Here is a 25,660-nt window from a genome sequence, read left to right as displayed (position 1 = left end):
TGGCCGCCACCGGCCGCACCGCGGTGCTGGTCGCTGTCGACCGGCTCGGGGTCGGCGTCATCGCCCTCGCGGATGCGGCCCGCGAGACGTCGGCTGCCGCGGTGGCGTCCCTCCACGAACTCGGTGTGGAGGTGGTGATGCTCAGCGGTGACAACGAAGCCACGGCGAAACGCATTGCGGCCCAGCTCGGTATCGACAGCGTATTCGCCGAGGTGCTACCCGAGGACAAGGCCACCACCATCGCCGGACTGCAGCGCGACGGCCGCAGGGTCGCCATGGTCGGCGACGGCGTCAACGACGCGCCCGCGCTGGCACAGGCCGACCTCGGTGTGGCGATCGGTGCCGGCACAGACGTCGCGATCGAGACTGCCGACCTGGTGCTGATGCGGTCTGACCCGCTGGATGTGGCGATCGCGCTCCGCATCGGGCGGGGCACGCTGCGCAAGATGCGCCAGAACCTCGCCTGGGCCGTGGGCTACAACGTCGTTGCCCTGCCCATCGCAGCGGGGGTGTTCCAGCCGGCTTTCGGGCTTGTTCTCCGCCCTGAGATCGCGGCGTTGTCCATGTCGGGCTCGAGCTTCGTCGTCGCGGTGAACGCGCTCATGCTCAAGCGACTTCGACTGCCTGCACCAGCACCGGTGAGCGATCCGTCGGCAGCGTGATCATGGCGGTGTGCCGCGTGTGCCCTCCAGCAGCCCGCGGATCTGGTCGGGAATCGGTATCGGGCGCCGGGTGGTGCGGTCGACGTACACGTGCACCCAGTGCCCGACGGCGGCGACCGGATGATCGCCGGCACCGACCGGATCGTGCGGTGTCTGGAAGACCCCGAGCCGGTAGGTGACGCTGGTACGGCCGAGTCGCTCGACGGCCAACCCGACCGCCAGCGGATCCGGGAACTTCAACTCGGCGTAGTAGCGGCATCCGGACTCGGCCACCACCCCGAGCCACGGCGCGGTCAGTGGGTCGATACCGGTGGTGGTGGTGATCCACGCGTTGATCGCGGTGTCGAACAGTGCGTAGTACACCGCGTTGTTCAGGTGACCGAACATGTCGTTGTCGGTCCACCGGGTCAGCACCGGCCAGTGCACCGGGAAGTCACCGCTGCGCAGCGTCTGCTCCTCGCTCGTCATGGCCGTAGTGTCGCAGTGCGGGCAAGCTGGTGTTCATGAAGATCCGCGGAGCCGTGCTCGACCAGATCGGTCTACCTCGCCCGTACGCCACCTCCGGGCCGCTGACGATCGCCGACCTCGACTTGGCGCCGCCAGGTCCGGACGAGTTGCTGGTGCGCATCGAGGCGGCCGGGCTGTGCCACTCGGACCTGTCGGTGATCGACGGTAACCGGGTACGGCCGGTGCCGATGCTGCTCGGCCACGAAGCGGCCGGAGTGGTCGAGGCGGTGGGCGGTGATTGTGATCTGGCACCCGGCCGGCGGGTGGTGCTGACCTTCCTGCCGCGGTGCGGGGACTGCGCCGGTTGTGCGACGGACGGGCTGGCACCGTGCATCCCGGGCAGCGCCGCCAACGGTGCGGGCACGCTGATGGACGGTGGCACCCGGTTGAGCCGCAGCGGCGCGTCGGTACTCCACCACCTCGGGGTGTCCGGTTTCGCCGGCCACGCGGTCGTCGACCGGCGTTCGGTGGTTCCTGTCGACGCCGACGTGCCGCCGGTGGTCGCCTCGCTGCTGGGTTGTGCGGTGCTCACCGGCGGCGGTGCGGTGCTGAACGCCGGCCGACCGGTTCCGGGACAGACCGTCGCCGTGGTCGGGTTGGGCGGCGTCGGGATGGCGGCGGTACTGACCGCGCTGGCCCACGACGACGTCCGTGTCGTCGGCGTCGACCCGCTGGCCGACAAACTCGAGCGCGCCCGTGCGGTGGGTGTGCACGACGCCTGCACCCCAGACGAAGCGACCGAACGCGGACTGAAGGCGGCAGTGGTGATCGAGGCCGTCGGCCACCCCGCGGCGCTGGAGACCGCGATCGCGCTGACGGCGCCGGGAGGCCGCACCATCACCGTCGGGCTACCGCGACCCGACGCCCAGCTCACCGTGTCGCCACTGGGTTTGGTCGCCGAGGGCAGGTCGCTGATCGGGAGCTACCTGGGTTCGTCGGTTCCCGCCCGCGACATTCCGCGTTTCGTGCAGTTGTGGCGTGAGGGGCGGTTGCCCGTCGAATCATTGGTGTCCTCGACGATCACCCTCGACCAGATCAACACCGCGATGGACGATCTGGCCGATGGCAAAGCGGTGCGGCAGGTCATCGAGTTCGGATAGGTCTCAGCGCCGCGGCGGCGGGAAGTACATCTCCTGGCGCACCGTGCAGACCAGATCACCGTCGCGGTTGAACATCGTCCCGCTCGCCAGTGCGAGTGAATCGGCGCTACTGGGTGAGCTTTGGTCGTAGAGAAGCCAATCCGACAGCACCGCAGGCGCATGGAACCACACCGAATGGTCGCGCTGCGCCGAGACGCCGATGCCGCCGCGGGCCGCGTACGCCGGTTCGGTCAGCGTCACGGCCGACAGATACGCGACCAGCGTCGCGGTCAGCACCGGGTCGTCGGGCACCTCTCCGGCCGGCCGCCACCAGATCCGCGACCGTGCCGGCGGCGCCTGCTCGGCGTCGATGACCCGACGCTCGAACCAGCGCAGGCTCGCCCACTGCCCCTCGGTGGTCTCCTCGGACTCGGCGAAATGTGGTGCCACCCAGGGCAACGACTCCGGCTCGGGCGCCGGGGGGACCGGTGGCTGATACACCACCTGAGCGGATGCGGTGTCGGTGACCTTGAACGAGGACATCGCCTCGAGCAGGATCTGGCCGTCCTGACGGGCGGTCACCCGGCGCGCCGAGAACGTCCGGCCTTCCTGCAGATCGGCCACGTCGAACTCGACCGGCCGACGGGCGTCACCGGGGCGCAGGAAATAGGTGTGCACACTGTGCGGTGCCCGGCCCGGCGCGGTGTGGCTGGCCGCCATCAAGGCCTGCGCCGAGATGTGTCCGCCGAGGATGTGGTTGGTCGGAGCAGGCAGTTGCTGGCCGACGAAGAGCGCTGGGTCGACCCGGTGCAGCTGCAGGGAGGCGAGCACATCGCCGAGCGAGGAGGACATCGGCGACCATCTTGCCCGATGGCTCGGTCGCCTCAACGAACCGGACGAATCAATCCGCCTTGGGCATCGGGATGCCCTCACTGGTGGAGAACTTCGCGTCCTCCTGGGTCGACAGCCCCATCGAGACGACCGACCGGTCGAACACCGCGTCGGTGAGGTAGGCCAGCGACACCGCCCACCGGTTCACCGACCTCGGGATCGCATAGAGGTGGTAGGCCCGGGTGACGAACTTCGCCGGCAGCCCGGAGAGCTGGATGCCGAGCGGGTTGGCAACCGCGTAGCGCGGGCCCAGATCGACCACCAGGCCCATGTCGCGGTGCTTGTAGCGTTTCTTCGAGCCGTACCCGAGGCTGGCGGCGACGTTGCGGGCCAGCATCTTTCCCTGCCGCGTCGCGTGCTGCGCGGTGGGCGGGGTGATCTTGCCGGGCTGGGTGAGATCGGGCACCGCGGCGGCGTCACCCGCGGCGAAGACATCGGGATGACCTGGCACCTGCAGCTCGGTGTCCACCGTGACCCGGCCTCGTTCGGTGTCCAACCCGAGCTCGGCGATCAACGGTGCCCCGGTGACGCCGGTCACCCACGCAACGGTGTGGGTGTCGAGGCGCGAGTCGTCGCTGAGGATCACATGGTCGGCGTGCACCTCGTTCAGCGTGGTGCCGAGCCGCACCTCGATGCCGCGTTCGCCGAGTACCCGCATCGCGGCCGCGCCGAGCTTCTCGCCGACTTCCGGCATCACCTGTTCGGCCATGTCGAGCAGCACGACGCGGACCTCGGCCGGGTCGAATCCCATCTGTGCGGCCGCCGAATCGGCCAGAGCGCGTAGCTGGGCGGCGAGTTCGGTCCCCGAGTACGACGCACCGACGATGACGACCGTGCGGCGGGCACGGATGCGTTGCGGGTCGTCGTCGACGTTCGCCAGCTCGAACTGCTCGAGCACATGGTCGCGGAGATACAGCGCTTCGGCGGTGGACTTCAACCCGCGGCCGTGCTCGGCGAGACCCGGGATGTCGAACAGGCGCGTGACCGAACCAGGCGTCAGAACCAGCCGGTCCCAAGAGATGTCACGCGAGCGGTTCTCGGGATCGGTGTAGCAGAGCGTGTGTTGATCGAAGTCAACGGACTCCACCCGCCCACGCACGGCGCGCACGCCATCGAGCGCGTTGGCGAGCGGGATGGTGACGAACCGACCGTCGACGACACCACCGGCCACCTCCGGGAGCAGCGGTGTGTAGAGCATGTAGTCCACCGGGGAGATGATGGTCACGTCCACCGAGGCGTCGTTCCTGCGCAGGATTCGGGCCAGTCGGCGGGCGCACTCGAAGCCGGTGAACCCGCTACCCACGATCACAACCGATGTCATGGACAAAGCTCCTGACTGATGGTTCGGTACGTTCAACGGACGCTGTTGGCCAGAGACCACAGTGTTTGTGCTGCAGAGTATTCGGAGACCAGCCGAGCTGGCTTCTGGCCTTGCCGGTGTCCATCACCACTGAAGTGCGGCCCGCGTGCAGCCACTCCAGAGCCGACGGAACGAACGGCAACCGCGATATCAGCTCCGAGGTGGCCACCGCCGCGCTGCGGGGCACCTTGACCGGCCGGGCGCCGAGCGCCTCTCCGACCTCCGACATCGACAGCACCCCGTCGCCGGCGATGTTGTACGCCCCCGGCAACGCCGAATCGGTCGTCACCGCCAACGCGATCGCGGAAGCGACGTCGTCGTGGTGAACCAGTTGCAGCGGGGTGCCCGGGTCCGGGAACGGCGGCTTGATCAGCGGCAGCGTCTGGGTGACCCCGCGCAGAGGCCTGGGAAGCTGATTCCAGGGCATGGCGTCGAACAGCGCCGGCGCCTTCGGCCCGGCGACGATGCAGGGCCGAAGCACGTAGACCTCGAGCGGCGAGTCCGACGTGGCCTCGGCCAGGACTGCCTCCGGTGACCGCGACGCGTAAGGGCATACCGGTGCTGTTCCCGCTCTGCCGTCGACGAAACGGGCCTCAGGCGTTCGCAGCCAGCGCCCAACGGATGCCGCCGACCAGGATCCGTCCGGTCGCGCGGACCACTGTCGTCTCCACCGGAGGCAAATACGGCAGCCGCAACGGTGCCCGCGCCCACGACGGCAGCATCGCGACCGAACTGGCGGCCAGGACCGCGTAGGGACCCTTGGCGATCAGCGGCAGCGGCGGGGTCACCAGCAGAAACCGTGCTGCCTCACGTGCGGCGGCGGTGCTCTGCAGCTCCGGACGGTAGGCCTCGATCCGCTCGGTGAGTTCCCGCTGGCTGCGCGGCGGGTCCGGGACCCCCAACGCCATCGCCACCCGCGCAGTGTCGGCGACGTAGTCGTCCCGGCCCTGCTGGGACAGGGGAGCCGCCCCGTAGAGCTGATGGGCGTGCAGGAAGCTGTCGATCTCCGCGACGTGCACCCATTCGAGCAGATGCGGATCGGTCGCGTGGTAGTGCCGGCCGTCGGCGGCCGTTCCCCGCACCCGGGTGTGGATGCCCCGCACCCGGTCGACCGCGCGCTGTGCGTCGGCCGCCGTGCCGAAGGTGGTCTCGGCCAGGAAGGTGCTGGTGCGCGCGAGTCGGCCCCATGGGTCACCCCGGTAATCGGAGTGCCCGGCGACCCCGGCCATCGCGAGCGGATGCAGCGACTGCAGCAGCAGCGCGCGCAGACCACCCACGAACATCGAAGCGTCGCCGTGCACCCGCCGGATCGGCCGCTCCTCGCCGAACCACCTGGGTCCAGGGGTGTCGTGGATCCGCGCCCGGTTCTCGGGCCCCTCCGGTCCGGCGACCATGCCGAACACCGCCTGGCCGAGTTGTCGGCGAACGGTGCCGAGGTCGGGAACCACCATGACCTCATTGTGGTCCCGGATTCCCGCCCTGCGACGGCCGGCGGGAGCGCGATTGGTCACACGAAGGTTGAGATGGGCGCTGCGGGGAATGCCTCGAAGGCAGCCGACTGGCAGTTTGCCGGCGAGAGGAGTTTCGCAGATGACAGAACACGATAAGGCGGATCAGGCCCGCGAGGGCTTGCTGGATTCCGTCAAAGGCAAGGCGAAGGAGATCGCGGGCGCGGCGATCGGAAACGATTCGCTGACCGCAGAGGGGCAACTGGAACAGACCCAGGCGCGTGAGCGCAAGGAGGCCAACGTTGCCGAAACCGTTGCAGACGCCGAGACGACGGAGGCGCTGACCGAGTTGTCGAAAGCCGAGGCCGAGCTCGCCCGGGTTCGCGTCGAGGCGGACACCGAGGCCGCGGAAGCCAAGGGCGACATCCAGGCGCAGAAGCAGGACGAGCAACACCTCGCCGAGCAAGCAGCCCGCAACGACGTCGCCCGAGAGGCAGTGGCGGCTCAAGCGGAGGCGCAGCACGAGGTCAATCAGGCCAAGAACCGGGAACATGCGGAGATCGAGGCGGCCCAGGAGGACCTGTTGGCGGCCACCGCAGAGCATGACACCGCGGTGAAGGTGACCGACAACGCCAAGCAGGAGGCCGAGCGTCTCCGTCAGCGTGCCGAGTCGATCACCGAAGAAGCCGACCTGCCATGAACACCATCAGGACACAGGAGTGGACCATGAACATCGTCAACGTGCCGGTCGTCCTCTTGAGGCTGCAGTATCGGCTCGCCCGGTTGCCGTTGCAGCTCATCGAGGATCGGGTCATGACCCGGCTCGACGCCGAGACACCGGCGCGCTTGTTCTACGAGCGTTCTCTCGGCGCCCTCGATGCGGCGGTCGGATCAGTGCTGGGTGACGTGAACCTGCAGGCCAGTGGCACCGCTCTGGTGGACCGCAGTGACGCGTTGGCACGCGCTGCGCGGCTGAATGCAGCTGCCGAGGCCAAGCGCGAAAAGGCTGATGCGGCACTGCGATCCGATCTGACCGAGGCCGTCGAGGAGCAGCAGGAGGCGCACGAGACGCGCCAGCAGGAAGCGCAGCAGGCCCGCCGGGCGGCACGCAAGCGTGCCGACAACGCGGCCGAGAAGGCAACGCAGCGCACTGCCGCGGTCAAGCAGGAAGCCCAGGCCGCGGCCACCAAGAAGGCGTCCGCCGTCGAGGCGGCCAGGAAGGACGCGCACGAGGCGATCCTGGCCGACGAGCGTGTGGTCGTGGAGCAGGCGAAGGGAACGCTGGAGGAGGCTTCGGACAAGCGCGGGACCGCGGCGGCCAAGCGGGCACGAGCGAATCGGGTCGAAGAACTGGCCGAGACCGAGAAGGCCAACCGGCAGGCGGAGCGGGCCGAGAAGTGATTGCCGCACGCCCGTGCCGGGTAAACACCGGGCAGCGCACAGCCCCTCGCGTAACCATCCAGCCCAGAACACGGAGGTCATCCATCGTGGGTCAGAAGCCTGTGAGTACACCCGGTGACGTGGTCACCTATCTGAAGACACAGCACGAGACGATCAAGGCGCTGTTCGTCGAGACGTTGGACGCGAAGAACGCCGACGATCAGCAGGAAGCCTTCACCCGCCTGCGGACCCTTCTCGCCGTCCACGAGACGGCCGAGGAGATGATGGTCCACCCGCGGGTGCGGCGGAAGATCGACGGTGGCAGTGAGATCGCTGACGCCAGGCTCACCGAGGAACACGACGCCAAGGTGGCGTTGAGCGAGTTGGAGAAGATTCCCTGCGGCACTGCGGACTTCAGCAAGGCGCTGATCCATCTGCAGGCGGCGGTGCTGGAGCACGCCGAGCGGGAGGAAACCGAGGAGTTCACGTTGCTCGAAAAGCAGTTGGACGACGCGGAACTGGCCAAGCTGGCGTCAGCGGTGCAGATGGCCGAGCGGATCGCACCGACACATCCCCATGCCGGGGTGGAGTCGGCGTTCGCCAACTTCGCCGTGGGGCCGTTCGCGTCGCTGCTCGACCGGGCGCGCGACGCGCTGCGAGGCACCGCGGCCTGAGGCGTTTGTCGGTCCGGCGAGCGGGGAACTCTCCGGACCGGCGTACAGCCCCTGCGCTGGTTCATGGACCGCCTGAGAAGGCAGCCGCAATCGACGTATCGCTTGGAGCATCGATGCCCCCTTCACGAAATCGAGATCAGACCGCCCCGCGTGCCGTCGGCCCCGCCGGCGCATCCGACGACGCTGCGGGACAGCTGGACTCGCGCGCGCAGACCGGTCGCTACCTGACCACCGCACAGGGCGTGCGGCTGCCTGACACCGACCACTCGCTCAAGGCCGGCAACCGCGGTCCGACGCTGATGGAGGATTTCCATCTCCGTGAGAAGATCACCCACTTCGACCACGAGCGGATCCCGGAACGGGTGGTGCACGCCCGCGGCGCTGCCGCGCACGGCACCTTCGAGGCCTACGGCAACGCGGCCAAGGCCACGAAGGCGGAATTCCTCGCCGACAAGGGCAGGCGCACCGACGTGTTCTGCCGATTCTCCACCGTCCTCGGATCACGCGGCTCGGCAGACACCGTGCGGGACACCCGCGGTTTTGCGGTGAAGTTCTACACCGACCAGGGCAACTTCGATCTCGTCGGCAACAACATCCCGGTGTTCTTCATCCAGGACGGCATCAAGTTCCCCGACATCATCCACGCGGGAAAGCCCCACCCAGACCGCGAGATTCCGCAGGCGCAGTCGGCGCACGACACGTTCTGGGACTTCGTGTCGCTGCATACCGAGGCCACCCACCACGTGTTCTGGAACATGAGCGACCGCGGCATCCCGCGCTCGTACCGGACCATGGAAGGCTTCGGCGTACACACCTTCCGGCTGGTCAACGCCCGCGGCAAGACCAGCCTGGTGAAGTTCCACTGGAAGCCGGTCGCCGGGGTGCACTCGCTGGTGTGGGAGGAAGCACAGATCACCGCCGGTGTGGATCCGGACTTCCATCGCCGCGACATGGCCGACGGCATCGAAGCGGGCGCCCCACTGGAATACGAGCTGGGTATCCAGGTGATGCCCGACGACGGCTCCGAGACCTTCGAGGGCATCGACCTGCTGGACCCGACCAAGATCGTGCCCGAGGAGTTGGCGCCGGTGCAGCTGATCGGCAAGCTGACGCTGGACCGCAACCCCACGAACTACTTCGCGGAGACCGAACAGGTGGCGTTCCACACGGGCAACCTGGTACCCGGGATCGAGGTCACCAACGACCCCCTGATGCAGGCCCGGCTGTTCTCCTATCTCGACACCCAGCTCACTCGACTGGGTGGGCCCAACTTCACGCAGCTGCCGATCAATCGGCCGCACTGCCCGGTCAACGACATACTCCGCGACGGGATGCACCAGACGGCCGTGCACTACGGCCAGGCGCCGTACCTGCGCAACAGCATCGACGGGGGTGAGCCTCTGGTCGCGACCGCCGAAGAGGGCGGCTACGTCCCCACTCCCCGCGCTGTCGACGGCCCCGTGGAGCGCGCCGAACCGGTCTCGTTCAGCGATCACTTCACCCAGGCCGCCTTGTTCTACCGCAGCCTGACCAAGGTCGAGCAGGCACACGTCATCGAGGCGTTCACCTTCGAGCTGGGCAAGTGCTACGAGCAGGCCATCAAGGAACGCGAACTCGAAGTGCTCGCCAACGTCGACACCGAGCTGTGCAGGCAGGTCGCCGAAGGTATGGGACTTCCTGCCCCGAAGGGGGATCCGCCTGAGGACGTCACCACCTCGGCAGCGCTGTCCCAGGTCGTCACGGAACCGGGGCCGGTCGCCGGTCGAAAGGTCGCGGTGATCGCCGACGCAGGCTCGGATCTGGCCGGGGTCGCGACGTTGACCAAGGCCTTGGAGAAGGTCGGCGTCGAGGTACTCGTCACCGCTCCCGTCGGCGGCACGCTGAAGTCGGGACGCCGCTCGGTGGTGGTGCAGCGCACCTTCACCACCGCCCGCTCGATCGAGTTCGACGCGATCGTGGTCGCGGCGGGCACCACACCGACCACCGACATCAAGGTTGTGGTGATGTTGCAGGAGCTGTTCCGGCACTGCAAGGCGATGGGTGCCTGGGGTGACGGCGTCTCTCTGCTCGACGCCGCCGGGATCGACCGGGGTGCCCCCGGGGTGTTGGTCAGCAGCGACGCCGACAAGTCCTTCTCGGCCGAGCTCGTCGCCGCGCTGGGGCTGCACCGGGTCTGGGCGCGCGCCGACGCGGTGATGGCGTCTGAGGTGCCGCCGTCGAAGCGGCCGAGTTCGACCTCGGCGCCACGCAAGCGTGGGCTGGTCAAGAAGGGCTCCCGTAGCGCACCGAAGTGACCGCGCGGTCAGCGCGGGTTGCGGTTCCACTCCAGCCAGCCGATGCCGGTGCGGCCGTCGCCGGTGGCGACAGCCGCCCAGGCGCGTGGGAAGTAACTGATCCGCCCGTCGTCGGCGGTCAGCCGGACCGGGGCGTGCCCGCGGATGTCGACGTCGACGGTCAGATCGCCGGGCTGCAGGGTCAGTGACGTCGAGATGGGCAACCCGTCGTCGGCGAAGCTGGCTTGGGCGCTGACCGTCGTCAGTTCGGCGAGTGGCGCGCCAGGTGGCTGCAGGTAGCCGATGCCCATCGGGGGTACGCCGGGAATGCGGACGTCGACGCCGTGCAGATGGGTGCCGTCCTCGAGATGCAGGGCGTTCCACACCCAGTCCATTCCCCACCAATCGCGGACTCCCCACGGTGATCCCGCTGACCGGCGACCGCCTCGAAGCGGTACTGCCGGCCGTCGGCGGTCACTGTTCCGGTCACGGTGCAGGCGATCTCGTAGCGCGGCGTGATGCGGTATTGATACGGGGTGCCCACGGTCGTCCAGGTGAGGTCCATCGTCAACTCTGTCGGCCGGCCCGCATCACCGCGCAGCAGGCCCGCCGGGTCGTCGAAAACCTCTGCGCGCCCCTGGACGGTCACCCGGTAGGTCTGCAGTGGTTCGCCGGTGTCGAACGTGAGGTGCGCCGACTCGGTGCGGATCTCGGACGGGTCGGCGGGCAGGTCCGCGGCGAAGTCCACGATGGCGATCGTCGGCATGTCGGGCCCGCACACCAGCGCGTTGATCCAGCCGGTCTTCTGGTTGGGCACCAGCCCGAGACGCACCCATCCGCCGACATCTTGTTGCGCGTCGGCGAAGTCGAAGTACCAGCTCTCGTTCCACAGGTCCTCGTCGCCTGGTGCGTGCGACGAGCATGGAGGAGATGATCGCCATCATCACGCCGAAGAAGCTCTGACGGCGCACCCCGTCGCGGACGGCGTCCAGGCCGACGGCTGTCCCGGGTCCCAATGCTCGGTGGTAGGCACGCAGCAACCGTCCGTACTGCTCGCGGCGCACCTCGACCGGCAGGGCGCACCCGAGGAAGTAGGCGACGTCGGTGAACGCCGGTCCCCACGTGACCGTCTGCCAATCCACCACGGTCAGCGCCCGGTCCGCACCGGGCTGCCCGAAAAGCATGTTGTCGAGCCGATAGTCACCGTGCACCAGGCCGTGGACCCGGTTGCCGGTGGCCTCGGCGGCGACGTAGGCGTCGAACGCGGCGACCAACTGCTCACACCTCGCGGTGCGCCGGGTCGATCGCGTCGCCGAAGCGCTCGGAGAAGCCGGCCCACAGCTGGGCGAGCAGCGCCTGACTCACCGGCGACTCGCGGTTGAGCCACTCGGCGCCGGCCAGTGAGGCGTCGCTCATCAGAGGGCCGTGCACCCGGCCGAGTTCAGCGAGCGCCAGCTCCGCCTGGTCCGCTGTCGCGCCGCGGATTCGTCGCCGACGACGGCTGGCGCCGCGTCGCCGAGCAGGAGATGGAAGGCACCGGTCTCCGGGTCGAAGGCGGCGTGATGACACGGTGCCACCGGTCCGGGCAGCCCCGGCGCGATGTCGGTGTAGAACCGGGCCTCGCGCTCGTAGAGCCCGAGTGCCAGCCCGGTCTGCCTGCTGTTCGGGTCGGCCGCGGCGACCTTGAGCACGACCGACGTGGGACCGCCTGCGCCCGTGTCGGCATACGTCAGAGCGACGCGGTAGCACTCGCTCATCTGGCCGGTGCCGATCCCCTCGGTAGTGAACCCCGAGATGCGGCCTTGACCGAGGATTGCGGTCAACCAGTCGGCGCTGAGGTCGGCGGGACGTTCGATGAGGAGGTCTGCAGGGCGAGCCACGCGACGAACCTAGCAGTGAGCCCGATCACAGTGTTGACGGGTGTCAATACCTTCGTGTCGGGCGGTCTAGAGCCTGCTCGCCGCGAAGTCCGCCGCCTGGTCCGTCAGGCCCCGCAGCGTGTAGGCGCTGTGCGCGCCGCCGTCCCCTCCGGACGGAGAACACACCGGGTCTTCCGGGATGCACAGGTCGAGGGTCTTGGACTCGTACGCCGGCCCGACGACGATGGGAGGAGCACCGGTGTTGAGCATCTGCAGAAAACCGGTGGACGGCTTTCCGAACAGCGCCACCGCGGCCACCTGATCGGCCACCGACAGCGGCATCGGTCCGGTCATACCGGGAGGTGGTGTGTAGCCCTCGGGAATGGCGTCCTCGGTGATGTAGGCAGCGACCGCCGCCCCCTGCGAGAAGCCGCCGAGGACGATGTCGGTGTTCGGGCAGTTCGCCGCCATCTCCACGACCCGGTTGCTCGCGTCGATGACCCCGTCGGCGGCGGCGGCGAAGTCAAGGGAGGCAGGGTAATTCACCGCGTAGACATCGACGGACTTGCCGTTGGTCTTCGAGCGCAGCGAATCCACGAACGCCTGGCCGGTGGCTCCGATCCCCGGCGGCTCGAACGTGCCGCGGGCGAACACCACTTCGACGTCGGGACACGGGGCGGCGTACGCGGGTGCCGCGACCACCGCCGAGCCCGCGGCCGCCACCAGGACTGGGGCTACACCTGCAAACCAACGCCTGATTCTGTTCATCTGGACCGCCTGTTCTCGAATCTGACCCGCGGCCGGCGTCGTTGCTCCGCGACGAACGGCGACGGTGTACCCGCACGATCTCTGTCCAAACGAAGAGTACTGATGAAGCCTGTCGGTCACCACTGCAGCTCGGTGGCCGCAGCGGGATCGGCTGCGCGCGCGGCCCGATCGAGTAGACCGAGAACGGTGCGCACGTGCGCGCGTTGGACCGCAGACCACACCGCGCGGGTGGCCCACCATCGGTGATGCACGAATGTGGCGAAGAAGAGGCCGTCGGGTCGTGTCAACTAGGAATTAGCAATGCCTGCTTCCACGCGCACCCCGCGTGAATCCTGGATCGACGCCGGTCTGGCAGCGTTGGCCGACGGTGGGCCGGACGCAGTGCGCGTGGACGCGCTCGCCCAGAATCTCGCGGTGACGCGAGGTGGCTTCTACCACCAGTTCGCGAGTCGTCAGGAGTTCCTCGAAGCGCTGCTGGACGCCTGGGAGCGAAGGAGCACCGCGGAAGTGCTCGCGCGCGTGGAGCGGGAGGGCGGAGACCCGCGCAGCAAGGCGACGCGCGCGGGGATGCTGACATTCTCCGACGAGCTTCTTCCGATCGACCTGGCTGTGCGCGACTGGGCCCGCCGCGACGACACTGTGGCCGCCCGTCTTCGTGATGTCGACAACCAACGCATGCGCTACCTGCGCGACCTCATCTCGCAGTACTGCGCCGATCCGGAGGAGGTCGAGGCCCGCGCCATGCTCGCCTTCGCACTCGCCATCGGTAACCACTTCATCGCAGCCGAACACCCCGGAAGTACCCGCACCGGCGTACTGAAGCGCGCCACCCGGCTGCTGTTGGGCTGACTTTTGAAACCGCCTGCCACCACAGGTGCCGAAGGTCCCTCCCGCACTGGCCTGCTGGCCCTGTTTCCCAGCAGCGAGGAGGGGCAGTGTCGGTGTCATGGTGCGCCACGAAGACATCGGTAGCCGCTGATGGCCGAGTGCCCTTCCGGACATCCGAACCCGGCGGGCTGGGAATTCTGCGGTGAGTGTGGGGCCCCGATCGATCCTGCGGCCGATGAGGTGGAACGCAGGTACTGGGTCCGTACACGGTGGGCACTTCTCGGCATCACGATCCTGGTAGCGGTCATCTGCGGAGCGCTCATTGTCGCCTTCATCGGTGACGAAAGACCTTCGGGCGGTGCGGCACCGCCGACCTCCGACGAGACCGCATTCGCGGACTGGGCGGCTGTGGCGGGCCCGCACGTCGAGGAACTGGAAACTCTTCTCGACGACGCGCAGCGCGCGATGGAGAGTTTCGACCGACGAGGATTGCAGACGGCCTGCGAGGACCTTCATGAGGTGTCGGCGGTGGACCTCCCTGCACATCTGCCGTCCCCGGACCCCGACCTGACCAGTGAGTTGCGCGCGGCGACCGACGATGCCCACGCTGCGGCGCACATGTGCCTCGCGGCTCTGGCGGGTTCGGTCAACAGTTACGACGGGGAGTTCGTGACGCTGCTCGAGGAGGCGGTCAGGAACGTCGCGGCGGCACAGTTGCGCATCAGGCGCGCTCTGCACCGAAGTCAGTAGTGGGCAAGAACACCGAGGCACGGCACGTCGGGAGTATACCCCCAGGGGTATTATCGAACAGGTAACGACGACCTTCAGAAGGGACCATGAACATGACCATCATCGACACGTCCGAACCCACGGTGGGGATGCCCCGGATCGGGGATCCGGCTCCGGCTTTCACCGCCGCCACCACCCAGGGGGACATCAACTTCCCAGCCGATTACGCCGGCAAGTGGGTCATCCTGTTCTCACATCCGGCAGACTTCACGCCGGTGTGCACAAGCGAATTCATGACTTTCGCCGCGATGGCCGACCAGTTCGCCTCCTACAACACCGAACTGGTGGGGCTGTCGATCGACGGTCTGTACAGTCACATCGCCTGGCTGCGTACGATCAAGGACAAGATCGAGTTCCGCGGCATGCGTGATGTCGAGGTGAAATTCCCGCTCATCGAGGATGTTTCGATGGAGGTGGCACGGAAGTACGGCATGATCATGCCGAACGAAGACTCCACCAAGGCGGTACGCGCGGTGTTCGTCATCGATCCACAAGCCATCATCCGCGCCGTGATCTACTACCCGCTCAGCCTGGGGCGCAACTTCGACGAGTTGCTCCGCGTCATCAAGGCGTTGCAGACCGCTGACCACTTCGACGTTGCCACACCGGCGGATTGGCGCCCGGGTGACGCCGTGATCGTCCCACCCGCCGGCTCCAGCGGCACGGCGAAGCAGCGAATGGACGACCAGGTGGACGGCGTCGAGTGTGTGGACTGGTTCTTCTGTACCAAGGAACTCTCGGCCGACGACGTCGAGAGGGCTATTCGCAGCTGATCGGGGCTGTAGTGGTGGTCAGGGCACTTCCCACTCGCTGGGGACGACCATGACCGGCCGCTCAGCGTTGTGCAGCGTGGCCATGGCGACGCTGCCCAACAGGATCTTCCGTGCCGCTGAGCGGCCGCGCGACCCGACCGCGATGACCGCGGCATCGCGGTCCCGTGCGGTGTTGAGCAATGCGTCCGCGCAGGCGTGAGCAGAAAAACCGCGACCACGTTCGACATTGAGCCGCTCCACCTTTCGGTCGCCCAGCACCTCGGCGTCGACGGGGGACGGTTCGTCGACGGTGTCGTCGGCGTCCACCGATACCAGCAGCAGGTCCCTGTCAGGGAGCAGGCGCATGGCTGCCGCCAACGCCTTCTCGGCTCCTGCCGAACCGTCCCAGCCCACGATCACCGGCCCGTCGGCCAGCGCCGCGTGTTCGGTGGACAACATCGGGTGCGGCACCACCACCATGGGCCTCGCGCAGTAGTGCACCACCAGGTCGGAAACGCTGCCCAGCACCGCTTTGGCGCCTCCCAGCCCCCGCGATCCGACGATGACGAGGTCCGCGTCGACCTCCTCGGCGACCTGCGCGATGCGCCAGCCCTCCCCGCCCCAGGTCCGCTTCAGCAACGGTTCGGCGTCCCATCCGGCGGCGCCGGCCAGTGTCACACCGGTGGCGACGACACGCTGGGCCTCGCGCTCGCCCTCCTGTTCGACCAAAGCGACCAACTCGTCGGTGTCGCGAGCGCGGGAGCGCAACCGCCGCCGAACTTTGTCGCTGGCAAACGGCGGAACCCACAGGTAGGTGATCCACCCGTGCGCACCCGGAAAAAGCGACACCCCGACGTCGATCGCGGTGCCCGCCTCCTGAGAGCCGTCGTAACCCATCACCACACGAACTGCCACCGAGAGCTCCTCAGAGTCTGTACTGCGAATTATGTTTCAGATCACCGATGTTCGGGCTTGCGCGCGACGATCACCGGCACCCGGGCCGAATGCACGACCGCCCGGGCGACCGATCCCAGCAGCATGCCGGTGAAACCGCCGCGGCCGTGGCTGCCCACCACCACGAGCTGCGCATGCTCGGCCTGCTCGAGCAGGCGGGGCGCCGGCCGGTCACTGACCACCACCTTGCGCACGGCGACGTCGGGGTAGCGGTCCCGGTACCCGCTGAGGCGCTCGGAGAGCACCTCCTCTTCCTGCTCCTTGTAGTTCCGCCATTCGATGGGGGCCCAATTCGTTCGGGGGAACTCCAGCGGGCCCATGTCGGTCCATGCGTGCAGTGCCACCAACTCCACCCCGCGCCGCGACGCTTCGTCGAATGCGATCTCGGTGGCCAGCTCCGAGGTGGGTGAGCCGTCGATGCCGACCACGACCGGGGCCCGGGACGGCTGGGGGGTCGGGTCCTCGTCGTGGATCACCGCGACCGGGCAGTGCGCGTGGTGCACCAACCCGGAACTGACCGAGCCCAGCAGTGCGCCCGCCACCCCGCCTTCCCCGCGGCAGCCCACAACGACCAGGCCGGCGGTCTTGGAGAGGTCGACGAGGCCGGGCACGATCGGTTCGTGCAGCACCTCACTGGTCACCTGCGAGGCCCGATCGGGTGCTGCCGCCTCGACGGCCACCTTGTGGGCTTGCTCGAGGATCCGGGCCGACTCCTTTTCCTGGGCCTGCGAATAGACCTCGGTCGGGAACGCCGACCACCCCTCGGCGACATAGGTCAGGGGAGCGATGACATGCACCACCTTGAGCGGCACGTTGTGCAACTCGGCATCGCGGGCGGCCCATTCGACCGCCGCGGTCGATGAGGGTGAACCGTCGACGGCGACGACGATTCCGCGGGCGACTGGATCCATCATGGGCCCGATGGTAGGTCGTGGCCGGCGTCGGGGTCTGGGGGCATTGGTCCCCAACTGGTGTGCCCTAGTGCTTCGGGGATGGCACGATGGCGCCCTACGCTGTGACCAACAACGCCCGCTCGACGAGGGGAAGCGGTCTGATGGGTTCTGCCGATCACGAAGGACCGTCCGAACCGGCCGGTGAGGAAGAGCCGGACTACCGCTTCACGCTGGCCAACGAGCGGACCTTCCTGGCGTGGATCCGGACGGCGCTGGCGTTGATCGCCGGCGGCATCGCCGTCGTACAGTTCGTGCCGTCCTTCGGGATCCCCGGTGTACGGCACGGTCTCAGCGTGGTGCTGACCGCAGGCGGCGGCCTGCTGGCGGCGCTGGCGGTGCGGCGGTGGCAGCGTGTCCAAACCGCGATGCGCCGGGACCAGGATCTGCCCCCCACACACGTCCCGCTGCTGCTCGGCGGATCGATCTTCGCGGTGACCGTCGTGGTGCTCGTGATCCTGGTCGTCTGGCCGCCGGCGGGGGCGTGAGATGCCCCGTCGGGAGCCGCAGAAGCCCGGGCTTCCGGCTGAGCGCACGCTACTCTCCTGGGAGAGAAGCGCATTCGGCTTTCTGATCGGTGGCGCACTGGTGATGCTGCGGCAGCACGGTCCGCTCGGCCCCGGCCGGACGGCACTGGCCCTGACCGCGACGTTGCTCGCACTGCTCGTCCTCGGGCTCGGTTACCGGCGATCGAGGCAGATCAGCACCAGCCCCGTCGTCGCGGGGCGAGTGGTCATGCTCGCCCCGCGTTCCGAGGTTCTGCTGATCGGCGGTGCCACCGTCGGCTTCGCCGCGGCGATCGTGGTGGCGCTGCTGTACTCGGCGGCGCTCGGTTAGCCGACGAGGCCGGCCTTCTCTGCGTGGTCGAAGGTGTCGTCCACGAGAACCACTGTGCGGCCCGGCCGGTCGATCATCGACGCGGCGATCGACGAGCGGTACCCGGAGGCGCAGTGCACCCAGACTTCACCGTCAGGGACGTCACCGATGCGCTTGCTGAGTTCGTGCAACGGAATGTTGAGCGCACCACGGACGTGGCCGTCGTCGTACTCACCACTCTGACGGACATCGAGGACGGTCGGCGGGTTCGTGTCGAACACCTCGGCGAGCCCGGCGAAGTCCGCGACGCGATATGACCGCAGCGGGGCGCCGGCGGCCAGCGTGTTGATCTCACCGACTGCCGCGCCGGTCAGGTTGTCGACGCCGATGCGCGCGAGTTCCCGCCGGGCGTCGGCGATCTGATCCTCGTTGTCGCCGATGAGAGTGAGCGGCGAACCCCAGGAGTAGAGCCATCCGAGGTAGGTGACGAACGAATCCGACAACTCGAAGCCCAACGTGCCACCGAGGTGCCCGGCGGCGAACGCGGTTCTGGTGCGCAGGTCCACCACCCACTCGCCGGCCTCGATCCGACGACGCAGTTCGTCCGGATCAACCGGTTGCGGTAGCGAAAGGTCAACGGGAGCCGGGCCTTCGGTGTTGATGACACCCATGTGCGCGTAGTAGGCCGGGTAGGCTGACAGTCCCGCGATCAGCTCGTCGACGTAGCTCTGCTCGTCCTGGGTCAGCGCCGGATTGTCTCTGCGCTGGTCGGCGATCGTGGTCGAGTCACCACTGGCCGGGGTCGCCGAACAGAAGCTGCCGAACCCGTGGGTGGGATAGACCTCGGTGTCATCGGGAAGTGCCGCAGCGAGCCGACGCACCGAGTGGAACTGCGCGTGACTGAGTTCCTGGGTGTGCTCTTCCCCGAGCAGGTCGGTGCGTCCGGTGGTCCCGTGCAACATCGAGCCCCCGGTGAACACGCCGGCCACCGTGCCGTTCGAGTCCCGCAGCACGTAGCTGACGTGGTGATGGGTGTGGCCGGGGGTGTGCATGACCTCGAACCGCATCGACCCGGCTCGGATCTCGTCGCCGTTGCGGACAGCGCGGCGCTGATAGCCGACCTCATCACCGGCGGGGACCACGTACTCGGCTCCTGTGGTTCGGGAGAGCTCGAGTCCGCCGGTCACGTAGTCGTTGTGGATGTGTGTCTCCAGCACATGGGTGATCCGCACCCCGCGAGCGCGGGCCAGGTCGAGTACCCGGTCGATGTCGCGTTGCGGGTCGACCACGACGGCGTCCCCGTCGGCGCTGATCAGGTAACTGCGGTCACCCAACCCGGTGGTCTCGATGATGGCGATGTCGATCTTCACATCTACGTTGACGTCCACTTCGAACTCCTTGTACAGCAGGGGATTCGGTCACTTGGTGTTATCGCGCGTCGGCGGACTCCAGCGATTCGATTGCGGCGCGCAGCTTGGCTGCGGCTTCGTCGGCGACCTCGCGGATCCCCGGCTGCTCGGAGAGCTGGACCATCACCTGCGGGTCCATCGCGTCGACGATCACCGCGCCCTCGCTGGTGGTGTCGGCGCGTACTGCGACGTTGCAGGGCAACAACAACCCGATCTGGCGGTCGGCGTTGACCGCGCGGTGCGCCAGCGGCGGGTTGCAGGCACCAAGGATCAGATAGTCCTCCATGTCCTCGCCCAGCTTGGCCTTCAGGGTGGCCTTCATGTCGATCTCGGTCAGCACGCCGAAACCCTGATCGGCCAGCGCCTTGCGGGTCTTCTCCACCGCGTCCTCGAACGTGGTGTGCAGTGTCGTCGACAGTGCGTAGCTCATGGTTTCCCTCCCGTTCTCGTGATACTTCATGCGGTTCCGGCCGATCACGCCAAGGCCAGGAACAGCTTCTCCAGCTCGGCTTCGGTCATCGGCTTCTGGCCTTCGGCGGCCTCGCCGGTCAGGCATTCCCGCAATCCGGTGGCGACGATCTTGAACCCGGCTTTGTCCAGTGCCCGTGACACCGCAGCCAACTGCGTCACGACGTCCTTGCAGTCGCGGCCCTGTTCGATCATCGAGATGACCCCGGCCAGCTGGCCCTGGGCTCTGCGTAGCCTGTTGAGTACCGCGCCGATTGCGTCCTCGTCACCGACCATGGTGTTGCTCCTCTCTCCGGACGATACAGCCATGGTACCCGTGGGGGTATTCCCTGGGGTGATCATGCGGCTGCCGCGCGGAATTGCCCGCTCAGGCGGCGCAGCGGACAGTGGGCGTACCGGGTGCAGACGAAGGTCATGGCGGCGGCGACCGCAGTGAGTGCCGCAGCGGCGATTCCGACGCCCGGGTGGATCTCCTGGCCCAGGACAACCGAGGACATCGTGAGCACAAACCAGCCGAAAGCCTTCCGCAAGACGTCGGGGTCGACTTTTGCGGTCAGGCGGGCTCCGAGCAGAGCGCCGACAACTGCGGCGACGGTGACGGCCAATGCGAGAGTCCAGTTGATCTGGACGCTGGACAGATACCCGGCCAAGCCGGCGAACGACTTCATGGCGATCACGATCAACGAGGTGCCGACGGCGATGGGCATCGGCAGCCCGCCGAGCAGCGCGAGGGCGGGTACCACCAGGAAGCCGCCGCCGGCGCCGACCAGGCCGGTCACCAGACCGACCACCAGGCCTTCGGCGACGATCTTCGGCATCGGCAGCCGATGTCCGCCGTCGGAGGTCTCGGAGTTCTTGCGGCCGCGCAGCATCGCGATGGCGGTGGCGATCATCATCACGGCGAAGCCGATGAGCAGTACGGTCCCCGGGATGAAGCGGGCCAGCACGCCGCCGGCGTAGGCGCCGGCCATGCCTGCCCCGCCGAAGATCAGGCCGGTGCGCCACTGCACCCGGCCGGCTCGCGCGTGCGAGATGGCGCCGATTGCGCTGGTGACACCGACGACGAGCAACGAGGTGGCGATGGCCTGTTTGGCGTCCATCCCGGCCACGTAGGCTAGCAGCGGCACGGTCAGGATGGAGCCACCGCCGCCCAGCAGCCCCAGCGAGATGCCGACGAAGACGGCGAGACCGATGGTGAGCGCAATCATGACGGTCAGCTCGCTTTCTGGTCTGTGGGGGCAGATCCGACGAGCTGGGACACGATGGTCGGGGCGTCGCAGGTGGCGCCGCGGTTGTACGGCAGCTTCGACAGCGCCATGCCCATCGCGCACGTATTGGTCAGCGACGCGAAGGTCAGCCCGCCGCCGATCGCAGCGGCCAGCCACTTGGCCTTGGGGACGGCGACGCTGGCCAGGATGCTGGAGAGCACGATCGAGCCGGCGACCAGGCGGACCTGCCGCTCCAGGTCCCAGCGCTGGGCGCCACGGTTGACCGCGAAGCCCCTGGCTTCCCACGCGGTGATCCCGCCGTCGAGGATGTGCACGTTGCCCAATCCGGCGCCGCGCAGCGTCTCCTCTGCCTGGGCGGCGCGCTGACCCGAACGGCAGACCAGCACGACGTCCTCGTCGAGGTGCTTGATGATCTCGTCGCGGTGTTCCCGCAGCAGATCAAGCGGCACGTTGTACGCCCCCGCGATGTGGGCAGTCTCGAACTCGCCCGGGGTGCGGACGTCGAGCACTCGCGGCGGCGTGGCCGAACCGAGCAGGTCGCTGAGGTTCTGCGAATCGATGATGGCTGGTGCGGTCATGTCTGTGGTCCTTTCAGCGGGCGGTACGGGCGACCCCTCATACCGCCGGGGTATATCCGGATCCCAGAGTACACATACCCCCAGGGGTAATAGCAAGTGGAAATATCTATACCCATGGAGGTACTTGACATACCCATAGGGGTATAGGCACAGTGTGAAGCAGAAGCCCTCCCACCGCCAACGAAAGGTCTGCAGACATGAAGTTCATCCAGTACTACTTGGATTGCCTGTCCCATGCGTCGTATCTGATTGCCGACGAAACCACCGGACGCGCAGTTGTTGTCGACCCTCAGCGTGATGTGGCCGAGTACCTGGCCGACGCCAAGGAGTTCGGCTGCACGATCGAACTCGTCATCGAGACCCATTTCCACGCCGACTTCCTGTCGGGACACCTGGAGTTGGCCAAGGCCACCGGCGCCAAGATCGTGTACTCCTCGGTCGCCGAGACCGAGTTCGAGTCGATGGGTGTCGCCGACGGCGAGCGCTATTCACTCGGTGAGGTGACGCTGGAGTTCCGCCACACCCCGGGCCACACCCCCGAGTCGCTGAGCATCGTGGTCTACGAGCATCCCGGCGACGAGGTTCCCTACGGTGTCCTGACCGGCGATGCGCTGTTCATCGGCGACGTCGGCCGGCCCGATCTGCTGGCCTCGATCGGGTTCACCCGTGAGGAGTTGGCCGACAAGCTCTATGACTCGCTGCACAACAAGCTGATGACCCTGCCCGACGCGACCCGGGTGTACCCGGCCCACGGTGCGGGCTCGGCATGCGGGAAGAACCTGTCGACTGACCTGTGGTCGACGATGGGGGAGCAGAAGGCAACCAACTACGCCCTGCGGGCGCCCGACAAGGCCACCTTCATGGACCTCGTCACCGAAGGGCAGCCGCCGGCACCTGGCTACTTCGTCTACGACGCGATCCTCAACCGCAAGGATCGTGAGCTGCTCGACGAGACCAAGATGCCCACACCGATGACCTACGAGCAGGTGCGCAAAGCCATCGAGGAAGGCGCCGTCCTCGTCGACGGGCGCACCCCTGAGGAGTTCGCCCAGGGCCACCTGCGCCAGGCGGTCAACATCGGGCTCGAGGGTCGCTACGCCGAGTTCGCCGGGTCGGTCCTGCCATCGGACGTCGACATCGTGCTCTTCGCCGAGCCGGGGCAGGAGCTGGAAGGTAAGAACCGGCTTGCCCGAATCGGTTTCGACCGGGTGATCGGCTATCTGGACCGGCCTTTCGAGGTGATGTTCTCCCATCGAGGTGACGTTCAGATCGCATCCCGTCTGACCGCCAAGTCATTCGACCAGCGCGCCTCAGAGCTGGCCGACCTGCAGATCGTCGATGTGCGAAACCCCGGTGAGGTGGCGGCGGGAACCATCCCGAACGCGATCGCGATCCCGGTGGGGCAGCTGCCGAGCCGGCGCAACGAACTGGACCGGAGTAAGCCGACGGTCGTGTACTGCGCCGGTGGCTACCGGTCCTCGGTGGCCGCGAGTCTGCTGCGGCAGAACGGCTTCGTTGATGTCAGCGACATCCTGGGTGGCTACGGCGCCTGGGATGACGCACACCAGAACGCCTAGCCGACAACAGAAGAGGAACAGCCGCCATGATCACCGCCAAGCATCGGGTCGTCATCGTCGGCGGCGGCACCGCTGGAATCAGCGTCGCCGCACGCCTGCTGCACAAGGGACAGGACGACGTCGCCGTCATCGAACCCTCGGGCACGCACTACTACCAACCGCTGTGGACCCTGGTCGGCGGTGGCCAGGCCAAGGCCGCGACGACCGCGCGGCCGGAAGCCTCGGTGATGCCCAAAGGAGCGCGATGGATTCAGAACGCCGCAACGGCCGTCGACCCGGACAACAACACCGTCAGCTGCGCCGACGGGGCGGCCTACGAGTACGACGTGCTCGTGGTCTGCCCCGGGATCCAACTCGACTGGAATCGCACCGAAGGGTTGCAGGAGAGCCTCGGCAGGGACGGGGTGTCGTCGAACTACCGGTTCGACCTGGCCCCGCGCACCTGGGAGTACATCCGCGGCATGCGTTCGGGCGGTGCGGTGTTCATGATGCCGTCCGGCCCGATCAAGTGTGCCGGGGCGCCGCAGAAGATCGCCTACCTGGCCAGTGACTACTGGCGGTCCCAGGGAGTGCTCAAGGACATCGACGTCCACCTGGTGGTGCCGACACCGCGGCTGTTCGGGATCCCGGCGATCGCCGACAACCTCGATGTCGTCGCCGCCGACTACGGCATCACCGTGCACACCAACGCCGAGGTGACCTCCATCGACGCGGCGGCACGCAAGGTCGGTGTGTCCGGCATCGGAGAAGGTGGGAGCGACACCATGCTGTCCTACGACCTGCTCCATGCCGTGCCGCGCCAATCCGCACCGGACTGGATCAAGGCGAGCCCGCTGTCGACCGGTGACGGTGGGGGATACGTCGAGATCGACAAGCACACCATGCAGCATGTGCGCTACCCCAACGTGTTCAGTCTCGGCGACGCCGGATCGTCTCCGAACTCCAAGACCGGTGCCGCGATCCGCAAGCAGGCCCCGGTCGTGGTCGACAACATCGAGTCCTATCTCGACGGTCGACAGCTCGGCGCCGCGTACAACGGATACGGCTCGTGCCCGATCGTGACGTCCTCGCACGCGATGCTGCTCGCCGAGTTCGACTACGACCTGAACCTGACGCCGTCCATCCCGCTGATCGACCCGACCAAGCCGCACCGCAGTTACTGGTACCTCAAGAAATACGGGCTGCCGTTCATGTACTGGAACCTGATGCTCAAGGGCCGGGCCTGAAAGATCCGATTGTCACACAGCGCATTACACAGAAAGGGCACCGCCATGACCACCAAGAATCTCTCCTACGACGACTTCGAGTCCACCATCGTCGACAACTCGATTGTGCTGGTCGACTTCTGGGCGTCGTGGTGTGGGCCGTGCCGGGCGTTCGCGCCGGTTTTCGAGCGGTCCTCAGACGCTCATCCTGATGTCGTGCACGCCAAGGTCGACACCCAAGCCGAGCGTGATCTGGCCGCCACGTTGGAAATCCGGTCGATCCCGACCGTGATGGTCTTCCGCGACGGCGTGCTGGTGTACAGCCAGGCCGGGGCGCTGCCGGCGGCCGCGCTGGAGGACCTGATCACCCGGGTGAAGGCCCTGGACATGGACCAGGTCCGCGCCAAGATCGCTGCGCGGAAGGCGGCGACACCGGCGTAGGCCGGGGCCAAGGCACAAAGTCCCTATCGCAACCGGGCATAAGGAACTGTCCCGACGCGCACCGGTCTGACACGGTGGAAAGTGTGAACACCACCCTCGTCGTCACACTGATCGTTGCCTGGATCGTCGTGGGGCTCGCATCCGGGCTGTGGATGGCGCGCCACGGTCACGACCCGCTGTGGACGCTGATCGCGGTGGTGCTGGGGCCGTTGTTCGTGCCGATCGTGGTGGAACGGGTACAGCGCAGCCCCGGCGTGGCCAGATTCGGGCCCAGGGGCGCTCCGCCGCAAAGGGCAGCTGGCACAACGGGATTGCGCGTGCTGGTGGTCGGGCGGCGCGGCCGGGGTCTGTCCACCCGGCTGCTCGGCAGCGTCTCTGCGGACATCATCGAGCATTCGCCGGTGCCGGTGCCGGTGCCGGTGCTGGTCATCGAACCGACCGCAGGCTACCATCCGGAACGCGCCCGATGACCGCGCCGGTCTCCCTGGCTGCGAGCGTGCACCACGGGATCTCCGGTCACGAGGTCGTTCTGCTGCTGGAGACCGAGCCGCACCGCGGCCTCAGCGGCGACGAAGCCGCCCAGCGGGTGCAACGGTACGGACGCAACGTCCTGCCCGCGCAGCGGGGAGCGGGGCTGCTGGTGCGGATCCTGCGTCAGTTCCACCACCCGCTCATCTATGTCCTGCTGGCCGCCGGAACCGTCACCGCGCTGCTGGGCGAGTACGTCGACTCCGTCGTGATCTTTGCTGTGGTGATCGTCAAC

Annotated in this window: 29 protein-coding genes and 2 pseudogenes; 16 read left to right on the top strand and 15 right to left on the bottom strand. The window is 67.6% G+C overall.

All coding sequences use genetic code 11. The annotated features are described in order from the left end of the window. A partial coding sequence (locus WA944_RS17330; protein ID WP_526647181.1) for an HAD-IC family P-type ATPase occupies positions 1–662 on the top strand: 662 nt, incomplete at its 5' end. On the opposite strand, the gene WA944_RS17325 is transcribed toward WA944_RS17330, so the two are convergent. Then, positions 663–1,130: an acyl-CoA thioesterase gene (locus WA944_RS17325; RefSeq protein ID WP_526370944.1), complete on the bottom strand. Its 468-nt coding sequence runs from the start codon at positions 1,128–1,130 to the stop codon at positions 663–665. It abuts the gene before it with no gap. Between the two features lie 35 nt (positions 1,131–1,165). Between WA944_RS17325 and WA944_RS17320 the strand changes: the two genes are divergently transcribed. Beyond that, positions 1,166–2,269 carry an alcohol dehydrogenase catalytic domain-containing protein gene (locus tag WA944_RS17320; protein ID WP_526370942.1) on the top strand — a complete coding sequence of 368 codons (1,104 nt, stop codon included), beginning with the start codon at positions 1,166–1,168 and terminating at the stop codon, positions 2,267–2,269. Between the two features lie 3 nt (positions 2,270–2,272). Here WA944_RS17320 and WA944_RS17315 read toward each other — a convergent pair whose 3' ends face one another. From WA944_RS17315 to WA944_RS17300, 4 genes and pseudogenes are all read right to left on the bottom strand, one after another. Further along, entirely contained in the window at positions 2,273–3,100 is an 828-nt protein-coding gene (locus WA944_RS17315) for an acyl-CoA thioesterase (RefSeq protein WP_526647180.1), read from the bottom strand. A gap of 49 nt (positions 3,101–3,149) precedes the next feature. Then, positions 3,150–4,460, bottom strand: coding sequence for an NAD(P)/FAD-dependent oxidoreductase (locus tag WA944_RS17310; RefSeq protein ID WP_526370940.1), 1,311 nt, complete (start codon positions 4,458–4,460; stop codon positions 3,150–3,152). 32 nt (positions 4,461–4,492) lie between these two features. Beyond that, positions 4,493–5,028 (bottom strand): annotated as a pseudogene (locus tag WA944_RS17305) (Rossmann-fold NAD(P)-binding domain-containing protein); the annotation flags it as partial. Positions 5,029–5,092: 64 nt separating this feature from the next. Continuing rightward, entirely contained in the window at positions 5,093–5,950 is an 858-nt protein-coding gene (locus WA944_RS17300) for an oxygenase MpaB family protein (RefSeq protein WP_526370938.1), read from the bottom strand. A gap of 139 nt (positions 5,951–6,089) precedes the next feature. On the opposite strand from WA944_RS17300, the gene WA944_RS17295 reads away from it, so the two are divergent. The 4 genes from WA944_RS17295 (at position 6,090) to WA944_RS17280 (ending at position 10,295) form a co-directional block, all read left to right on the top strand. Then, positions 6,090–6,647 (top strand): CsbD family protein, encoded by a 558-nt coding sequence (locus WA944_RS17295; RefSeq protein WP_526370936.1) that lies wholly within the window; start codon positions 6,090–6,092, stop codon positions 6,645–6,647. After that, entirely contained in the window at positions 6,644–7,348 is a 705-nt protein-coding gene (locus WA944_RS17290) for an IF2 family translation initiation factor (RefSeq protein WP_526370934.1), read from the top strand. The genes WA944_RS17295 and WA944_RS17290 overlap by 4 nt, the downstream gene beginning before the upstream one ends. A gap of 86 nt (positions 7,349–7,434) precedes the next feature. Next, positions 7,435–8,001 carry a hemerythrin domain-containing protein gene (locus WA944_RS17285; RefSeq protein ID WP_526370932.1) on the top strand — a complete coding sequence of 189 codons (567 nt, stop codon included), beginning with the start codon at positions 7,435–7,437 and terminating at the stop codon, positions 7,999–8,001. A gap of 113 nt (positions 8,002–8,114) precedes the next feature. Then, positions 8,115–10,295 (top strand): catalase, encoded by a 2,181-nt coding sequence (locus WA944_RS17280; RefSeq protein WP_526609723.1) that lies wholly within the window; start codon positions 8,115–8,117, stop codon positions 10,293–10,295. An 8-nt stretch (positions 10,296–10,303) separates the two neighbouring features. Here WA944_RS17280 and WA944_RS17275 read toward each other — a convergent pair. The 3 genes and pseudogenes from WA944_RS17275 to WA944_RS17265 all read right to left on the bottom strand — a co-directional run bounded on the left by WA944_RS17275 (position 10,304) and on the right by WA944_RS17265 (position 13,188). Further along, positions 10,304–12,154, bottom strand: a pseudogene (locus tag WA944_RS17275) (DUF7064 domain-containing protein). A gap of 66 nt (positions 12,155–12,220) precedes the next feature. Next, positions 12,221–12,901, bottom strand: a complete 681-nt coding sequence (locus WA944_RS17270) for a cutinase family protein (protein ID WP_526372556.1) — start codon at positions 12,899–12,901, stop codon at positions 12,221–12,223. A 116-nt stretch (positions 12,902–13,017) separates the two neighbouring features. After that, positions 13,018–13,188, bottom strand: coding sequence for a hypothetical protein (locus WA944_RS17265; RefSeq protein WP_526372557.1), 171 nt, complete (start codon positions 13,186–13,188; stop codon positions 13,018–13,020). Positions 13,189–13,201: 13 nt separating this feature from the next. On the opposite strand from WA944_RS17265, the gene WA944_RS17260 reads away from it, so the two are divergent. From WA944_RS17260 to WA944_RS17250, 3 genes are all read left to right on the top strand, one after another. Then, on the top strand, positions 13,202–13,750 hold the full coding sequence (locus tag WA944_RS17260; RefSeq protein ID WP_526372558.1) for a TetR/AcrR family transcriptional regulator: 549 nt from the start codon (positions 13,202–13,204) through the stop codon (positions 13,748–13,750). Between the two features lie 129 nt (positions 13,751–13,879). Next, positions 13,880–14,479, top strand: coding sequence for a hypothetical protein (locus tag WA944_RS17255; RefSeq protein ID WP_526372559.1), 600 nt, complete (start codon positions 13,880–13,882; stop codon positions 14,477–14,479). A gap of 92 nt (positions 14,480–14,571) precedes the next feature. Then, on the top strand, positions 14,572–15,291 hold the full coding sequence (locus WA944_RS17250; protein ID WP_526372560.1) for a peroxiredoxin: 720 nt from the start codon (positions 14,572–14,574) through the stop codon (positions 15,289–15,291). A gap of 18 nt (positions 15,292–15,309) precedes the next feature. Here WA944_RS17250 and WA944_RS17245 read toward each other — a convergent pair whose 3' ends face one another. Together WA944_RS17245 and WA944_RS17240 are read right to left on the bottom strand one after the other, a co-directional pair. Then, positions 15,310–16,185, bottom strand: coding sequence for a universal stress protein (locus tag WA944_RS17245; RefSeq protein WP_526609720.1), 876 nt, complete (start codon positions 16,183–16,185; stop codon positions 15,310–15,312). Positions 16,186–16,226: 41 nt separating this feature from the next. Next, a complete protein-coding gene (locus WA944_RS17240) occupies positions 16,227–17,138 on the bottom strand; it encodes a universal stress protein (protein ID WP_526372561.1) in 912 nt (303 codons plus the stop codon). 140 nt (positions 17,139–17,278) lie between these two features. Between WA944_RS17240 and WA944_RS17235 the strand changes: the two genes are divergently transcribed. Both WA944_RS17235 and WA944_RS17230 read left to right on the top strand, forming a co-directional pair. Then, positions 17,279–17,662: a DUF202 domain-containing protein gene (locus tag WA944_RS17235; protein ID WP_526372569.1), complete on the top strand. Its 384-nt coding sequence runs from the start codon at positions 17,279–17,281 to the stop codon at positions 17,660–17,662. Position 17,663: 1 nt separating this feature from the next. Next, entirely contained in the window at positions 17,664–18,011 is a 348-nt protein-coding gene (locus tag WA944_RS17230) for a DUF202 domain-containing protein (protein ID WP_526372562.1), read from the top strand. Here WA944_RS17230 and WA944_RS17225 read toward each other — a convergent pair. From WA944_RS17225 to WA944_RS17205, 5 genes are all read right to left on the bottom strand, one after another. Continuing rightward, positions 18,008–19,354, bottom strand: a complete 1,347-nt coding sequence (locus WA944_RS17225; protein WP_526372570.1) for an MBL fold metallo-hydrolase — start codon at positions 19,352–19,354, stop codon at positions 18,008–18,010. The two genes, WA944_RS17230 and WA944_RS17225, sit on opposite strands and share 4 nt — an antisense overlap. A 64-nt stretch (positions 19,355–19,418) precedes the next feature. After that, positions 19,419–19,829: a DUF302 domain-containing protein gene (locus WA944_RS17220; RefSeq protein WP_526372563.1), complete on the bottom strand. Its 411-nt coding sequence runs from the start codon at positions 19,827–19,829 to the stop codon at positions 19,419–19,421. Between the two features lie 44 nt (positions 19,830–19,873). Beyond that, the gene (locus WA944_RS17215; protein ID WP_526372564.1) at positions 19,874–20,143 is read right to left on the bottom strand and encodes a metal-sensitive transcriptional regulator; all 270 of its coding nucleotides are present in this window, start codon (positions 20,141–20,143) and stop codon (positions 19,874–19,876) included. A gap of 62 nt (positions 20,144–20,205) precedes the next feature. Continuing rightward, positions 20,206–21,075, bottom strand: a complete 870-nt coding sequence (locus tag WA944_RS17210; RefSeq protein WP_526372565.1) for a sulfite exporter TauE/SafE family protein — start codon at positions 21,073–21,075, stop codon at positions 20,206–20,208. Between the two features lie 5 nt (positions 21,076–21,080). Then, positions 21,081–21,674: a rhodanese-like domain-containing protein gene (locus WA944_RS17205; RefSeq protein ID WP_526372566.1), complete on the bottom strand. Its 594-nt coding sequence runs from the start codon at positions 21,672–21,674 to the stop codon at positions 21,081–21,083. Between the two features lie 197 nt (positions 21,675–21,871). Between WA944_RS17205 and WA944_RS17200 the strand changes: the two genes are divergently transcribed. From WA944_RS17200 to WA944_RS17180, 5 genes are all read left to right on the top strand, one after another. Then, positions 21,872–23,251 (top strand): MBL fold metallo-hydrolase, encoded by a 1,380-nt coding sequence (locus WA944_RS17200; protein ID WP_526372567.1) that lies wholly within the window; start codon positions 21,872–21,874, stop codon positions 23,249–23,251. Positions 23,252–23,277: 26 nt separating this feature from the next. Continuing rightward, positions 23,278–24,477 carry an NAD(P)/FAD-dependent oxidoreductase gene (locus WA944_RS17195; RefSeq protein ID WP_526609716.1) on the top strand — a complete coding sequence of 400 codons (1,200 nt, stop codon included), beginning with the start codon at positions 23,278–23,280 and terminating at the stop codon, positions 24,475–24,477. Positions 24,478–24,522: 45 nt separating this feature from the next. Next, the gene (trxA, locus tag WA944_RS17190; RefSeq protein WP_526647179.1) at positions 24,523–24,897 is read left to right on the top strand and encodes a thioredoxin; all 375 of its coding nucleotides are present in this window, start codon (positions 24,523–24,525) and stop codon (positions 24,895–24,897) included. Between the two features lie 83 nt (positions 24,898–24,980). Next, entirely contained in the window at positions 24,981–25,367 is a 387-nt protein-coding gene (locus tag WA944_RS17185) for a universal stress protein (RefSeq protein WP_526647178.1), read from the top strand. Then, positions 25,364–25,660: cation-transporting P-type ATPase (locus WA944_RS17180; RefSeq protein ID WP_526647177.1), on the top strand; the 297-nt coding region annotated here is incomplete at its 3' end. The genes WA944_RS17185 and WA944_RS17180, both read left to right, overlap by 4 nt.

It is taken from the genome of Mycobacterium sp. (assembly GCF_049683355.1).
In the GTDB taxonomy this organism is placed as follows: Bacteria; Actinomycetota; Actinomycetes; order Mycobacteriales; family Mycobacteriaceae; genus Mycobacterium.
The sequence above is the reverse complement of the archived record's forward strand: the minus strand, read 5'-3'. Positions and strand labels throughout refer to the sequence as shown.

Coding starts and splice junctions, on each gene's coding strand:
- WA944_RS17210 (WP_526372565.1), bottom strand. CDS start 21,075: ATGATTGCGCTCACCATCGGTCTCGCCGTCTTCGTCGGCATCTCGCTG.
- WA944_RS17235 (WP_526372569.1), top strand. CDS start 17,279: ATGGGTTCTGCCGATCACGAAGGACCGTCCGAACCGGCCGGTGAGGAA.
- WA944_RS17200 (WP_526372567.1), top strand. CDS start 21,872: ATGAAGTTCATCCAGTACTACTTGGATTGCCTGTCCCATGCGTCGTAT.
- WA944_RS17220 (WP_526372563.1), bottom strand. CDS start 19,829: ATGAGCTACGCACTGTCGACGACACTGCACACCACGTTCGAGGACGCG.
- WA944_RS17315 (WP_526647180.1), bottom strand. CDS start 3,100: ATGTCCTCCTCGCTCGGCGATGTGCTCGCCTCCCTGCAGCTGCACCGG.
- WA944_RS17270 (WP_526372556.1), bottom strand. CDS start 12,901: ATGAACAGAATCAGGCGTTGGTTTGCAGGTGTAGCCCCAGTCCTGGTG.
- WA944_RS17230 (WP_526372562.1), top strand. CDS start 17,664: ATGCCCCGTCGGGAGCCGCAGAAGCCCGGGCTTCCGGCTGAGCGCACG.
- WA944_RS17255 (WP_526372559.1), top strand. CDS start 13,880: ATGGCCGAGTGCCCTTCCGGACATCCGAACCCGGCGGGCTGGGAATTC.
- WA944_RS17280 (WP_526609723.1), top strand. CDS start 8,115: ATGCCCCCTTCACGAAATCGAGATCAGACCGCCCCGCGTGCCGTCGGC.
- WA944_RS17215 (WP_526372564.1), bottom strand. CDS start 20,143: ATGGTCGGTGACGAGGACGCAATCGGCGCGGTACTCAACAGGCTACGC.
- WA944_RS17295 (WP_526370936.1), top strand. CDS start 6,090: ATGACAGAACACGATAAGGCGGATCAGGCCCGCGAGGGCTTGCTGGAT.
- WA944_RS17310 (WP_526370940.1), bottom strand. CDS start 4,460: ATGACATCGGTTGTGATCGTGGGTAGCGGGTTCACCGGCTTCGAGTGC.
- trxA (WP_526647179.1), top strand. CDS start 24,523: ATGACCACCAAGAATCTCTCCTACGACGACTTCGAGTCCACCATCGTC.
- WA944_RS17240 (WP_526372561.1), bottom strand. CDS start 17,138: ATGATGGATCCAGTCGCCCGCGGAATCGTCGTCGCCGTCGACGGTTCA.
- WA944_RS17195 (WP_526609716.1), top strand. CDS start 23,278: ATGATCACCGCCAAGCATCGGGTCGTCATCGTCGGCGGCGGCACCGCT.
- WA944_RS17325 (WP_526370944.1), bottom strand. CDS start 1,130: ATGACGAGCGAGGAGCAGACGCTGCGCAGCGGTGACTTCCCGGTGCAC.
- WA944_RS17320 (WP_526370942.1), top strand. CDS start 1,166: ATGAAGATCCGCGGAGCCGTGCTCGACCAGATCGGTCTACCTCGCCCG.
- WA944_RS17290 (WP_526370934.1), top strand. CDS start 6,644: ATGAACACCATCAGGACACAGGAGTGGACCATGAACATCGTCAACGTG.
- WA944_RS17250 (WP_526372560.1), top strand. CDS start 14,572: ATGACCATCATCGACACGTCCGAACCCACGGTGGGGATGCCCCGGATC.
- WA944_RS17260 (WP_526372558.1), top strand. CDS start 13,202: ATGCCTGCTTCCACGCGCACCCCGCGTGAATCCTGGATCGACGCCGGT.
- WA944_RS17205 (WP_526372566.1), bottom strand. CDS start 21,674: ATGACCGCACCAGCCATCATCGATTCGCAGAACCTCAGCGACCTGCTC.
- WA944_RS17300 (WP_526370938.1), bottom strand. CDS start 5,950: ATGGTGGTTCCCGACCTCGGCACCGTTCGCCGACAACTCGGCCAGGCG.